Source organism: Pseudomonas arsenicoxydans (assembly GCF_900103875.1).
Classification (GTDB): domain Bacteria; phylum Pseudomonadota; class Gammaproteobacteria; order Pseudomonadales; family Pseudomonadaceae; genus Aquipseudomonas; species Aquipseudomonas arsenicoxydans.
Map to the genome: position 1 here is coordinate 2,971,513 of NZ_LT629705.1, position 12,881 is coordinate 2,984,393.

Below are 12,881 nucleotides of genomic sequence, written 5' to 3' on the forward strand. Positions count from 1 at the left end.
AGTGGTACATGGCCGATACGCGGCGTTGGTTCTGGTTGGGTGGAGTGGTTCTGCTCTGCGTGTTTGTCTGGTTGTTGCATCCGATCCTCACGCCATTTCTGGTTGCGTTGCTGCTGGCCTATCTGTTCGATCCGCTGGTTGATCGGCTGGAGAAGGCCGGTCTGTCACGCACCTGGGGCGTGGTGGCAGTGTTCGCTCTGTTCACCCTGATCTTCACGACGCTGCTGCTGGTGTTGGTGCCGATGCTCGCCAAGCAGTTGTTTCGCTTGTATGAATTGGCACCGCAAATGCTCGACTGGTTACAGCACACGGCACTGCCGTGGGCTCAATCGAAATTCGGGCTGTCGGATAACTTCTGGAAGTTCGATAAGCTCAAGGCGGCGATCAGCGAACACATGGGCCAGACCACCGACATTGTCGGGGTGGTGCTGAGTCAGGCGACAGCTTCAGGCCTGGCGTTGATCGGCTGGCTGGCCAATCTGGTGTTGATTCCGGTGGTGAGTTTCTACTTGCTGCGCGATTGGGACGTGATGGTGGGCAAGATCCGCGGCCTGCTGCCTCGCGATCGCGAAGAGCGCGTCGTCATTCTCGCGGGCGAGTGCCACGAGGTGCTTGGGGCGTTTGTTCGCGGGCAATTGCTGGTGATGCTGGCGTTGGGCGTGATTTACGCTACCGGGCTGATGCTGCTAGGGCTGGAGTTGGGGTTGTTGATCGGACTGATTGCAGGCCTGGCGGCGATCGTGCCGTACATGGGCTTTGTCATCGGGATCGGCGCGGCATTGATTGCCGGGCTGTTCCAGTTCGGTGGTGACCTCTACCCCATGCTGGGCATCGTCGCGGTATTCATGGTCGGTCAGGCGCTGGAAGGGATGGTGCTGACGCCGCTGTTGGTGGGTGACCGGATCGGTCTGCACCCGGTAGCGGTAATCTTCGCCATTCTGGCGGGTGGCGAGCTGTTCGGTTTTACCGGGGTGTTGCTGGCATTGCCGGTGGCTGCGGTGATCATGGTGCTGGTGCGCCATGTGCATGATTTGTATAAGGATTCCGATATGTACAGTGGGGTCGACGAACCTGAGCTATAAGGTGCGTTGATGACCTGTCGCGGGCGGCCCGGTTTCATGCCGGGCTGACCTGCTTCCCTTGCGCCGCTGTCACATCCCCCGCCAAAGAAACTGTCATAAAACCCGGGTGCTAACGCAAACCTTTGATTTTGCTTATGGTCTGTCGCATTGTGCGACCCGCCTCACGGGTATAAACTTCGCAAACTTTACACAGAGGCCACTAACGGTTCCTTTGGAACTGTTCAGTCAGCATGAAACCGATTCAGCTGCCCCTAGGTGTGCGTCTGCGTGACGACGCTACCTTTATCAATTACTACCCAGGCGCCAATGCCGCTGCACTCGGCTATGTCGAGCGGCTATGCGAAGCCGATGCCGGCTGGACCGAAAGCCTGATTTATCTCTGGGGCAAGGACGGGGTAGGGCGTACGCATTTGTTGCAGGCGGCTTGCCTGCGCTTCGAACAACTGGGGGAGCCGGCGGTGTATCTGCCGTTGGCCGAACTGCTGGATCGCGGCATCTCGATCCTCGACAACCTTGAACAATACGAACTGGTCTGCCTGGATGATCTGCAGGCGGTCGCCGGCCGTGCGGATTGGGAAGAGGCGCTGTTCCATCTGTTCAATCGTCTGCGCGACAGCGGTCGACGTCTGCTGATTGCGGCCTCGACCTCGCCTCGCGAATTGCCGGTCAAGCTGGCCGACCTGAAATCGCGCCTGACCCTGGCCCTTATCTTCCAGATGCGTCCGCTCTCGGACGAAGACAAATTGCGCGCCTTGCAACTGCGTGCATCCCGTCGCGGCCTGCACCTGACCGACGAAGTCGGGCATTTTATTCTGACTCGCGGCACCCGCAGCATGAGTGCGCTTTTCGAGCTGCTTGAGCGCCTCGATCAGGCCTCTCTTCAAGCTCAGCGCAAGCTGACCATTCCGTTCCTGAAAGAAACTTTAGGCTGGTAAAACCCAAGCCTGGCTGGGGCTTCGGCATATTTCAGGCGCCAGAAAATCCGCTTTCCTGTGGGTTTCAGGCTGCGCAGGCGTCTAAAAGGGGCTTAAGCGCTTAGATGTTTACGCGAAACCGGGAAGTCACATAAAGTTCGATTGAATTTGCAAATGAGGATGATAGCGGGCATAGTCGCGGCTTCTTTATAACTAATCAGCCACGGTCGTGCCCATGCTAAAGCGCTTCGCACCCCTCGTGCCTCTCGCACTCGTCACCCTGTTGTTCGGTTGCGCTGCCCACTCTCCAGTGTCCCAGCAAGAGCAACAACAACAGTTCAAGAATTCAATGACCGCCCAGTCTTCTTCCGTTCTTTTCCAGGAAGAGCTTTACCAAGACGGCGTGGCCACCGATAAAGAACTGGCAAACTTCGCCGATGGCAAGTCATACCAGCTTCCGGTTCTGGCCGACAGCATCCTCGAACGTGGCATGTCCCTGATCGGTACCCGTTACCGTTTCGGCGGCACCTCCGAGGCTGGCTTCGATTGCAGCGGTTTCATCGGCTATCTGTTTCGTGAAGAGGCCGGCATGAATCTGCCGCGTTCCACTCGCGAAATGATCAACGTAGATGCGCCGCTGGTAGCTCGCAGTGCGTTGAAGCCGGGTGACCTGCTGTTCTTCGCCACCAACGGTCGTCGCGGTCGCGTCAGTCATGCCGGGATTTATCTCGGCGATAACCAGTTCATCCACTCCAGCAGCCGCAAAAGCGGTGGTGTCCGGGTCGATAGCCTGGGCGACAGCTACTGGAGCAAGACCTTCATCGAAGCCAAGCGCGCCCTCGCGATGGCCCCGACCATGGTCACCGCGCGCAAGTAAATATTCAGTCTGTCGCCACCTCGGTGGCGACAAAACGCCTCTCTGCAAGGGAGTAGGCGGACAACTTGTAAGGCGAACTTAAAGTCTTACTTGAAGTTTGGCCCATAGCCGCTAGAATCCTCTTCTATTATTGATGGCAAACCGCCTGCGTCCTGCGCAGGCGGTTTTCTTTTCTGCCTTTTCGGCAGAAAAAAGCCGCCGCCAGATCAGGATGTTCTGTTTATGACAATGTCGGCCCGCCTCGCACTCATGTTCTTCGCAGCGCTGCTCAGCGCCTGCGCCAGCCATACTCCGCCGCCTGCTCCGGTGGTCCGGGCGCCCATTGTCTTCGGCAATCCGCAACCCTTTTCGCCCGAGGCGGAAGACGTGCTGTTCCGCGCGCTCGGCCTGGTGGGTACGCCGTATCGCTGGGGCGGCAATACGCCGGATTCGGGTTTTGATTGCAGCGGCCTGATCGGCTACGTCTACCGTGATGTCACCGGCATTTCCCTGCCGCGCACCACTCGCGAGTTGATCACCATGCAGGCGGCCAACGTTGGCAAGGAAGGCCTGCAAACCGGTGATTTGATTTTCTTCGCCACCAACGGCGGTTCCCAGGTCAGCCACGCCGGGATTTACGTCGGCGAAGGTCGTTTCGTCCATGCGCCGGCCACCGGCGGCACGGTGAAGCTCGACAGCTTGTCCAAGGCTTACTGGCAGAAGGCTTATCTGAGCGCCAAACGCGTTCTGCAGCCTGAGCACTTGGCGCGCAATCCATAACGTTCTGTCCGAGGAGGGTGTCATGACCGCTCGCACACTCAATCTCGATGATTCCCTGTATCAATACCTGCTCGATGTCTCCCTGAGGGAAACGCCTCTGCTCAAACGCCTGCGTGATGAAACCCAGGCGATGCCGATGGCTCGCTGGCAGGTGGCGCCGGAGCAGGGGCAGTTCCTCGCTTTGCTGGTCAAGCTCATGGGTGCCAGGCGCGTGCTGGAAGTCGGTACGTTCACCGGTTACAGCGCCTTGTGCATGGCCGCTGCGTTGCCGCAGGACGGCTCGCTGATCTGCTGTGATGTGCCCGGCGACTACAACGCTATCGCGCTGCGCTACTGGCAGGAGGCGGGTTTGGACTCGCGAATCGATCTGCGTCTGGCGCCGGCGCTGGAAACGCTCGCCAGGCTGGATGAGCCGGGGCAGTTCGATTTGATCTTCATTGATGCTGACAAAGCCAACTACCCGAATTATCTCGAGCATGCATTGCGTCTGTTGCGAGTCGGCGGATTGGCGGTGTTCGACAACACGCTATGGAGCGGGCGAGTGCTGGAGAGCAATCCCGAGAGTGCGGACACACGAGCCATCCAGGCGCTCAATCGTGCCTTGAAGGATGACTTGCGGGTGGATCTGTCGTTGTTGCCGTTGGGTGATGGGCTCACCCTATGTCGTAAACGCTAGGCGCGAAGCCCTGTGGGAGCGAGCCTGCTCGCGATGGCGGTGCGTCAGGCAACATCATTGCTGGCTTTGCTGACGCAATCGCGAGCAGGCTCACTCCCACAAGGTGTGTGTTGCAGTTACTTTGCGGTCGAAACCCGCCACACCTTGTTCCCCACATCATCGGCCACCAGCAAATCCCCTTGCTGATCGATCACCACGCCCACTGGCCGACCCATGGCTTTCTCATCGTTGTTAAGGAAACCGGTCAGCACGTCCACCGGTTGCCCGTTCGGTTTGCCTCCTGCGAACGGAACAAAAATCACTTTATAACCACTGTGCGGCTTGCGGTTCCATGAGCCGTGCTGGCCGATGAAGGCGCCTTCCTTGAATTGCGCAGGCAGTTTATTGCCTTCGGCGAAAGACAATCCCAGCGACGCGGTGTGCGGGCCAACCGCGTAATCCGGTGCGATCGCCTTGGCCACCAGGTCCGGGTTTTGCGGTTCGACGCGCACATCGACGTGCTGGCCGTAATAGCTGAAAGGCCAGCCGTAAAACGCGCCGTCCTTGACTGAGGTGATGTAGTCCGGCACCAGATCGCTGCCGATTTCGTCGCGTTCATTGACTGCCGTCCACAGGGCGCCGGTGTGTGGCTCCCAGGCCAGGCCATTGGGATTGCGAATCCCCGAAGCGAAGATCCGGTGATTGCCGGTGGCCCGATCGACTTCCCAGATCGCCGCGCGACCTTCTTCCTTGTCCAGGCCATTTTCACCGACGTTGCTGTTGGAACCCACGGTGACATACAGCTTGCTGCCATCCTTGCTGGCGATGACGTTTTTGGTCCAGTGGTGATTCAGCGTGCCACCCGGCAGATCGACCACTTTGATGGGCGGCGACTTGATTGCCGTGTCGCCATTTTCATAGTGAAAACGCAGCAAGCGGTCGGTGTCGGCGACATACAGGTCATTGCCGACCAGGGTCATGCCGAAGGGCGAGTTGAGGTTCTCCAGGAACACCGTGCGGGTTTCGGCGATGCCATCGTGGTCCTTGTCTCGCAGCAAGGTGATGCGATTAGCGCTGGGGACGCCAGCACCGGCGCGGCCCATGACTTTCTTCATGACCCAGCCTTTAATGCCTTTGCTGTCATCGGGTTTGGGTGGCGCGTTGGTTTCAGCCACCAGCACATCGCCATTGGGCAGCACATAGAGCCAGCGCGGGTGATCGAGTCCTTCGGCGAACGCGGCCACTTGAGTGCCCGCCGCGGCGGTGGGTTTTGCACCGGCCGGCCAGCCGATCGCCGGGGCGATATTCACCGTCGGAATCAGGGTTTTGTTCGGTTCGGGCAGCTTGGGTGACGGGCCGGTGCCGTCGGTGACTTGCAGGCTGGAGGTTTCACCACACGCGGCGAGCCCTCCGGCGAGCGCGATAACGAGAACGAGCTGGGGCTTGCGCATACTGATCTTCCCTATGAATGCAGTGACTTAATCATAGAGAAGATCAGTGGTGCGATGGTTCAACCCATCAGCCGCGGGCTTCCTTGAGCAGCAGGGCGATTCCGGGATGATAGTTGCCGGCTTCGCTGCGCAACTTGCGGTAGGCGTACGGGAAGTACCAAGCCACGGCGCAGCAGTGTTCCTTTTGCAGGTCGTCGACCATGTCCTGAAGTTCTTCCGGTGTCGCGCTCTGCTGGGCTTTTTGTGGCGCCACGAACAGGCAGCCCAGTTTCAGGTCGCTGGCGTAGCTGATCCGTTTGGCATCGCAGGTAATGTCCTGCAATGCCTGCGTCAAATTCAGGCTATTGACCCGTGGCCAGCGTTGAGTGGCCTGGAGGTAGGCGCGCTCCTCGGGGGTTGCGACAAACAGATCGGCGCGACCATTGCGTTCGCCTTCCTCGGTTTGCTTGCGCGTCGGGGACTGTTGCAGCGTGACCATTTCCGCCATCCACGCCGCGGCAGCGAGCAGGCCAAGGTTGGCTTTTTCGTCGTACCAATAAGGTGTGTCGTTATCACCGCGCACCGCGTTGTAGCGGTCGATACAGTCAAACCAGCGTTCCAGGACAGGGCGCAGGAATTCCAGCTTCGGATTGCTGATGATCATGCCTTGCATGTGGCTTACCCTTGTTATTGTGATGTGGGATTGTGGCTCTTTGATATCACTGCGGCGCGCATGGCACAAGATTGGCGTCATATTTTTGATCGGCGGCCGTTATTCGCCGGGCGGCGCCCCGGCTTTAATTGACGCTCCACCCCCAACCCTCTAACCTTCGCGGCTTGTTTCAGGTGCTCTGTGGCCTTGGTCGACAGAGTGAAACAGGGAAGCCGGTGAGTGCTTTGGTTCGACTCATGAACAGCACGATCCCGGCGCTGCCCCCGCAACGGTAAATGAGTGAAAAGCTGCGCTTTGAGCCACTGTGTCGACTGACATGGGAAGGCGCGCAGTCAGGCGAACGCCGCTCATGAGCCCGGAGACCGGCCTGATTCATCCAGCGGCATCACGGTGGGCGATGCCAGGCTTCTTGCCGTCTATTCTTGTGCCTGCCCGCCGTTATCCAGCCTCAACGGAGAGCTCCCCCATGACTGATTCCCCCGATCGTGACGAACGCCATCTGGCGCGCATGCAGCGCAAAAAAGCCGTGATCGACGAACGCATCGCCAACTCCCCGAACGAGTGCGGCCTGCTGCTGGTACTGACCGGCAACGGCAAAGGCAAAAGCAGCTCGGCCTTCGGCATGCTCGCCCGCTCCATGGGCCATGGCATGCAATGCGGTGTGGTGCAGTTCATCAAGGGCCGCAACAGCACGGGTGAAGAACTGTTCTTCCGCCGCTTTCCTGAGCAGGTGCGTTTTCATGTGATGGGCGAGGGCTTCACCTGGGAAACCCAGGACCGCCAGCGCGACATCGCTGCCGCTGAAGCGGCTTGGGCGGTGTCCCGTGAATTGTTGCGCGATCCGTCCATCGGCCTGGTGGTGCTGGATGAACTGAACATCGCCCTCAAGCACGGTTACCTCGACCTCGATCAGGTGCTCACTGACTTGCAGGCACGTCCGCCGATGCAGCACGTGGTGGTCACCGGTCGCGGCGCCAAGCCTGAAATGATTGAACTGGCCGACACCGTTACCGAAATGGGCGTGATCAAGCATGCGTTCCAGGCCGGGATCAAAGCGCAAAAAGGCGTCGAGCTGTGAATACAACTTTATGAAAAACATCCGTCATTGCCCGGCAGTACTGATTGCCGCTCCGGCCTCGGGTCAGGGCAAGACCACCGTCACCGCCGCGCTGGCCCGTTTGCATCGCAATCAGGGGCGCAAGGTTCGTGTGTTCAAATGCGGCCCGGACTTTCTCGACCCGATGATTCTTGAACGTGCCAGCGGTGCGCCGGTGTATCAGCTGGACATGTGGATGGTCGGCGAGCAGGAAAGTCGTCGGCTGTTGTGGGAAGCCGCCGGTGAAGCCGACCTGATTCTCATCGAAGGTGTCATGGGACTGTTCGACGGCACGCCGTCCAGCGCTGACCTGGCGCGGCACTTTGGTGTGCCGGTGCTCGGAGTTATTGACGGCACCGCCATGGCGCAGACCTTTGGTGCGCTGGCATTGGGATTGGCCAGGTATCAACCGGACTTGCCGTTTGCCGGGGTGCTGGCCAACCGCGTCGGCACGTTGCGTCACGCGCAATTGCTCGAAGGCAGCCTGACCGAAGGCTTGCGTTGGTACGGCGCCTTGTCGCGGGAAACCGGGATCGAATTGCCGAGTCGTCATCTCGGTCTGGTTCAGGCCAGTGAGTTGAATGACCTCGATCTGCGCCTCGATGCGGCCGCCGAATCACTGGCCAGCAGTTGCGACGTGGCGCTGCCACCGCCCGTGGAATTCGCGGTACCTGAAATAATCGTTGCCGAGCCTTTGCTGGCCGGCGTGCGAATCGCCGTGGCCCGTGACGAAGCGTTTGCTTTCACCTATGGCGCGAGCCTGGATTTGCTGCGGGCCATGGGCGCCGAGCTGTCGTTCTTCTCGCCAATCCGCGACAGCCAATTGCCCGAGGCCGACAGCCTTTATCTGCCGGGTGGTTATCCGGAATTGCACCATGTGGCGTTGTCGCAGAACACCTCGATGCTCGACGCAATCCGCGCGCATCATGCCGCTGGCAAACCGTTGTTGGCCGAGTGTGGCGGGATGTTGTATCTGCTGGACTCGTTGACCGACGTCGAAGGCACGCGCGCTGAGCTGGTCGGCTTGCTCAAAGGTGACGCGGTGATGCAAAAGCGTCTGGCGGCATTGGCGTTGCAAGCCGTGGAACTGCCGGAAGGCTCGCTGCGTGGCCACACCTATCACCATTCGCTGACCAGCACAGAGCTTGAGCCGATCGCTCGGGGCCAGAGCCCGAATGGCGGGCGCGGGGCGGAGGCGGTTTATCGTGAGGGGCGGATGACGGCCTCTTATGTGCACTTCTATTTTCCGTCGAATCCTTCGGCGATAGCTGCATTGTTTGTACCGGACCATAAGGACGCTATCGCGGGCAAGCCCGCTCCCACAGTTGACCGGGTTTCGTCAGGTTGCACTCCATCTAATGTGGGAGCGGGCTTGCCCGCGAAGAGGCCATGACTGACAACGCATTCAGTCAGTCCGAACGCGATGCAATCTACCGAGCCATCGCCGAACGCCGCGACATGCGCCACTTCAGCGGCGGCACGGTCGACCCCGAGCTGCTGCGGCGCTTGCTCGAAGCCGCGCACCAAGCGCCAAGCGTCGGCCTGATGCAGCCCTGGCGTTTCATCCGCATCAGCGACCGGGCCCTGCGCGGCAAGATTCAGGCTCTGGTGGAAGAGGAGCGCATCCGCACCGCCGAAGCCCTGGGCGAGCGCACCGACGAGTTCATGAAGCTCAAGGTCGAAGGCATCAACGACTGCGCCGAGGTGCTGGTCGCTGCGCTCATGGACGATCGCGAACGGCATATCTTCGGTCGTCGCACCTTGCCGGAAATGGACATGGCCTCGTTGTCCTGCGCGATCCAGAACCTCTGGCTGGCCTCTCGCGCCGAAGGGCTGGGCATGGGCTGGGTGTCACTGTTCGAGCCGCAAGCGCTGGCGGATTTGCTGGGGTTGCCGGCCGGGGCCAAGCCGTTGGCGGTGCTTTGCCTGGGACCGGTCAAGGAATTCTATCCAGCGCCGATGCTGGTGCTCGAAGGGTGGGCGCAGGCGCGTCCGCTCAGTGAGTTGCTGTATGAAAATTATTGGGGAGTGAGTCAATGAGTGTGGCGTTATTGAGTGTCGCCGCAGTGGCGCTGGACGCGCTGCTGGGTGAGCCCAAACGCTGGCATCCGCTGGTGGCGTTCGGCCGTTTTGCCGATCGCATCGAACAACGTTTCAACAATGAAGGGCGCGGCTGGCGCAGCCACGGCGTCACCGCCTGGGTGATCGCCGTCCTGCCACTGACATTGCTGGCCACGGCATTGTCCTGGGCGCCTTACGTGGGCTGGATCGTCGAGATCCTCGCGCTTTATTGCGCGCTCGGCATGCGCAGCCTCGGTGAACACGTCGAGCCGGTGGCCAAGGCCCTGCGCAGTGATGATCTGGTTGAAGCGCGCACACGGGTCGGCTATCTGGTCAGCCGTCAAACCAGCGAACTGGATAAAACCGAAGTCGCCCGCGCCGCCACTGAATCCGTCCTGGAGAATGGCAGCGATGCGGTGTTCGCGGCGCTGTTCTGGTTTGCCGTGGCTGGCGCGCCCGGTGTGGTGCTCTACCGTTTGAGCAACACCCTGGACGCGATGTGGGGTTATCGCAACGAACGCTTCGAACGTTTCGGCTGGGCTGCGGCGAAGATCGACGACGTGCTCAACTACATTCCTGCGCGCCTGGTGGCGTTGACCTACGCGCTGCTGGGCAAAACCCGACTGGCGTTGAAATGCTGGCGCAACCAGGGCCCGACCTGGGACAGCCCGAATGCCGGCCCGGTGATGGCGGCCGGTGCCGGCGCGCTCGGCGTCGAGCTGGGCGGGGCGGCGATCTATCACGGGGAACTGCATCAACGGCCGCAATTGGGCGAGGGCGTGCCGGCGGATGCCGACTCCATCGACCGTGGCTGGCAATTGGTCCAGCGCGGGGTATGGTTATGGTTGCTGATCCTCTGCGTGGGGGCTGAATTCTATGCTTGAGCACGGTGGCCGCTTGCGCAAGGCAGCGCTCGAATACGGTATTGCAGAAGCCGACTGGCTGGACCTGTCCAGTGGCCTCGCGCCCTGGCCGTTCCCGATCCCGGAAATCCCGTTGCGAGCCTGGGCGCGATTGCCGGAAACCGATGACGGTCTGGAGCAGGCCGCTTGCGACTATTACGGCACAACCCAGGTGCTGCCGGTCGCCGGTTCACAGATGGCCATCCAGTTGCTGCCGCGTTTGCGCCGCGCCGGCAAGGTCGGCGTGCTGTCGCCCAGTTACGCCGAACATGCCGAGGCGTGGCGGCGCAACGGCTATATCGTGCGTGAAGTGCTGGAGCAGGAGGTCGACTTCTATCTCGACAGTCTCGACGTGCTGGTGGTGGTCAATCCCAACAACCCGACGGGCCTGAGCCTGACACCTAGTCGTCTGCTCGACTGGCATGCCCGACTGGCGTCACGCGGTGGCTGGCTGGTGGTGGACGAGGCGTTCATGGACAACACACCGATGTTGAGCCTGGCGCCTTTTACTCACCATGTCGGCTTGATCGTGTTGCGCTCCTTCGGCAAGTTTTTTGGTCTGGCCGGTGTGCGGCTGGGCTTTGTGCTGGCGGAGCGCAAGTTGCTCAAATTGCTCGCCGAGCAGGTCGGGCCCTGGGCGGTCAGCGGGCCGACCCGTGTGGTGGGCCAAGCGTGTCTGCTGGACATCGAAGGCCACGCCCGACAACGCCTGCGCAGCGAAGCGGCGAGCGAGCGCCTGGCGCTGTTGCTCGAACGGCATGGCCTCCAGCCTCAGGGCGGCTGCGCCTTGTTTCAATGGCTGATCACCGAGCGCGCCGAAGTCCTTCACGATTTCATGGCGCGGCGCGGCATCTTGCTGCGCTTGTTCGCCCACAACAGCAGCCTGCGTTTCGGCTTGCCCGGCGATGAAGCGGATTGGCAGCGTCTCGAGCAAGCACTTGCGGCCTACGACAAGGAAATCCAATGACTACGTTGATGGTGCAGGGCACCACGTCCGATGCCGGCAAAAGCACGCTGGTGACGGCGCTGTGTCGTTGGGTCACGCGTCAGGGCGTGCGTGTCGTGCCGTTCAAACCGCAGAATATGGCGCTCAACAGTGCCGTGACCGCCGACGGTGGCGAAATCGGCCGCGCCCAAGCGGTGCAGGCTCAGGCGGCTAACCTGGAGCCGCACACCGACATGAACCCGGTGCTGCTCAAACCCAACAGCGACACCGGCGCCCAAGTGATCATCCATGGTCGCGCGGTCACGACGATGAACGCCGTCGCCTATCACGACTACAAAGCCATCGCCATGCAAGCGGTGCTGGCCTCCCATGCACGATTGAGTGCGGCCTATCCGGTGGTGATGGTCGAGGGCGCGGGTTCGCCCGCCGAGATCAATCTGCGTGCCGGCGATATCGCCAACATGGGCTTTGCCGAAGCGGTGGATTGCCCGGTGGTGTTGATTGCCGACATCAATCGTGGCGGGGTTTTCGCGCATCTTGTAGGCACGCTGGAACTGTTGTCGCCGACGGAGCAGGCGCGGGTCAAAGGCTTCATCATCAACAGGTTTCGCGGCGATATTGCGCTGCTGCAACCGGGCCTCGACTGGCTGGAAGCGCGCACCGGCAAACCGGTGATCGGCGTGCTGCCGTATGTGATGGATTTGCACCTGGAAGCCGAGGACGGCATCGATCAGCGCCAGACCGACAAGGCAGACCAGGTGTTGAACGTGGTGGTGCCGGTGCTGCCGCGCATCAGCAACCACACTGATTTCGATCCGCTGCGCCTGCACCCGCAAGTGAACCTGCAATTCATCGGGCCCGGTGAGGCGATTCCTTCGGCTGACCTGATCATCCTCCCCGGTTCAAAAAGCGTGCGCAGCGACCTCGCTTATCTGCGAGCCAATGGCTGGGATGCAGCGATCAGTCGTCATTTGCGTTACGGCGGAAAAGTGCTGGGGATTTGTGGCGGTCTGCAAATGCTCGGCGAGCACGTCCATGATCCGCTGGGCCTCGAAGGCGCGCCGGGTTCCAGTGCCGGCCTGGGGTTGCTGGCGTTCGAAACGCAGCTCGAAGAAGAGAAGCAATTGCGCAATGTGCGCGGTCGTCTGGTGCTGGAGGATGCCGAAGTCAGCGGCTATGAGATTCATGCCGGCGTGACCACCGGATCGGCGCTGGAAAACGCCGTCGTGCAACTGGACGACGGTCGCTGCGACGGTGCGCAAAGTGCTGACGGGCAGATTATGGGCACGTACCTGCATGGTCTGTTTGAATCCCCGGCGGCGTGTAGCGCGTTGCTGCGCTGGGCGGGTTTGCAGGATGTGCAGGACGTGGATTACCACGGGTTGCGTGAGCGCGATATCGAACGGTTGGCGGATCTGGTGGAAAAGCATCTGGATACCTCGCTGCTGCGAGAACTCTGCGGGATTTGAGGTGGCTTTGCTGGCTT

The 12,881-nt window shown here is 60.8% G+C and carries 13 protein-coding genes and 1 riboswitch; of the genes, 11 read left to right on the forward strand and 2 right to left on the reverse strand.

The window, feature by feature from the left end; genetic code table 11:
• The first annotated feature begins 8 nt into the window (after positions 1–8).
• From BLQ41_RS13825 to BLQ41_RS13845, 5 genes are all read left to right on the forward strand, one after another.
• The gene (locus BLQ41_RS13825; RefSeq protein WP_090181670.1) at positions 9–1,082 is read left to right on the forward strand and encodes an AI-2E family transporter; all 1,074 of its coding nucleotides are present in this window, start codon (positions 9–11) and stop codon (positions 1,080–1,082) included.
• Between the two features lie 230 nt (positions 1,083–1,312).
• The gene (gene hda / locus BLQ41_RS13830; protein WP_010456804.1) at positions 1,313–2,017 is read left to right on the forward strand and encodes a DnaA regulatory inactivator Hda; all 705 of its coding nucleotides are present in this window, start codon (positions 1,313–1,315) and stop codon (positions 2,015–2,017) included.
• 214 nt (positions 2,018–2,231) lie between these two features.
• The gene (locus tag BLQ41_RS13835; RefSeq protein ID WP_090181672.1) at positions 2,232–2,873 is read left to right on the forward strand and encodes a C40 family peptidase; all 642 of its coding nucleotides are present in this window, start codon (positions 2,232–2,234) and stop codon (positions 2,871–2,873) included.
• A 222-nt stretch (positions 2,874–3,095) separates the two neighbouring features.
• Positions 3,096–3,632 (forward strand): C40 family peptidase, encoded by a 537-nt coding sequence (locus BLQ41_RS13840; RefSeq protein ID WP_090181674.1) that lies wholly within the window; start codon positions 3,096–3,098, stop codon positions 3,630–3,632.
• A 22-nt stretch (positions 3,633–3,654) separates the two neighbouring features.
• Positions 3,655–4,308: an O-methyltransferase gene (locus tag BLQ41_RS13845; protein ID WP_090181676.1), complete on the forward strand. Its 654-nt coding sequence runs from the start codon at positions 3,655–3,657 to the stop codon at positions 4,306–4,308.
• A 116-nt stretch (positions 4,309–4,424) separates the two neighbouring features.
• On the opposite strand, the gene BLQ41_RS13850 is transcribed toward BLQ41_RS13845, so the two are convergent.
• Both BLQ41_RS13850 and BLQ41_RS13855 read right to left on the reverse strand, forming a co-directional pair.
• Positions 4,425–5,738: a PQQ-dependent sugar dehydrogenase gene (locus BLQ41_RS13850; RefSeq protein ID WP_090181678.1), complete on the reverse strand. Its 1,314-nt coding sequence runs from the start codon at positions 5,736–5,738 to the stop codon at positions 4,425–4,427.
• A gap of 67 nt (positions 5,739–5,805) precedes the next feature.
• Entirely contained in the window at positions 5,806–6,390 is a 585-nt protein-coding gene (locus BLQ41_RS13855; RefSeq protein WP_090181680.1) for a hypothetical protein, read from the reverse strand.
• 154 nt (positions 6,391–6,544) lie between these two features.
• Positions 6,545–6,775, forward strand: a riboswitch (cobalamin riboswitch).
• An 81-nt stretch (positions 6,776–6,856) separates the two neighbouring features.
• On the opposite strand from BLQ41_RS13855, the gene cobO reads away from it, so the two are divergent.
• Genes cobO through BLQ41_RS13885 form a run of 6 tightly spaced genes read left to right on the forward strand, consistent with a single transcriptional unit; the run spans position 6,857 to position 12,864 of the window.
• Entirely contained in the window at positions 6,857–7,468 is a 612-nt protein-coding gene (gene cobO, locus BLQ41_RS13860; protein ID WP_090181682.1) for a cob(I)yrinic acid a,c-diamide adenosyltransferase, read from the forward strand.
• A 10-nt stretch (positions 7,469–7,478) separates the two neighbouring features.
• Positions 7,479–8,879, forward strand: coding sequence for a cobyrinate a,c-diamide synthase (locus BLQ41_RS13865; protein WP_090181684.1), 1,401 nt, complete (start codon positions 7,479–7,481; stop codon positions 8,877–8,879).
• Positions 8,876–9,526, forward strand: coding sequence for a 5,6-dimethylbenzimidazole synthase (gene bluB, locus BLQ41_RS13870; protein WP_090181685.1), 651 nt, complete (start codon positions 8,876–8,878; stop codon positions 9,524–9,526). Before BLQ41_RS13865 ends, bluB begins: the two co-directional genes overlap by 4 nt.
• A complete protein-coding gene (cbiB, locus tag BLQ41_RS13875; protein ID WP_090181687.1) occupies positions 9,523–10,431 on the forward strand; it encodes an adenosylcobinamide-phosphate synthase CbiB in 909 nt (302 codons plus the stop codon). Before bluB ends, cbiB begins: the two co-directional genes overlap by 4 nt.
• The gene (gene cobD / locus BLQ41_RS13880; protein ID WP_090181689.1) at positions 10,424–11,416 is read left to right on the forward strand and encodes a threonine-phosphate decarboxylase CobD; all 993 of its coding nucleotides are present in this window, start codon (positions 10,424–10,426) and stop codon (positions 11,414–11,416) included. Before cbiB ends, cobD begins: the two co-directional genes overlap by 8 nt.
• Positions 11,413–12,864 carry a cobyric acid synthase gene (locus tag BLQ41_RS13885; protein ID WP_090181692.1) on the forward strand — a complete coding sequence of 484 codons (1,452 nt, stop codon included), beginning with the start codon at positions 11,413–11,415 and terminating at the stop codon, positions 12,862–12,864. The genes cobD and BLQ41_RS13885 overlap by 4 nt, the downstream gene beginning before the upstream one ends.
• The last annotated feature ends 17 nt before the right edge of the window (positions 12,865–12,881 follow it).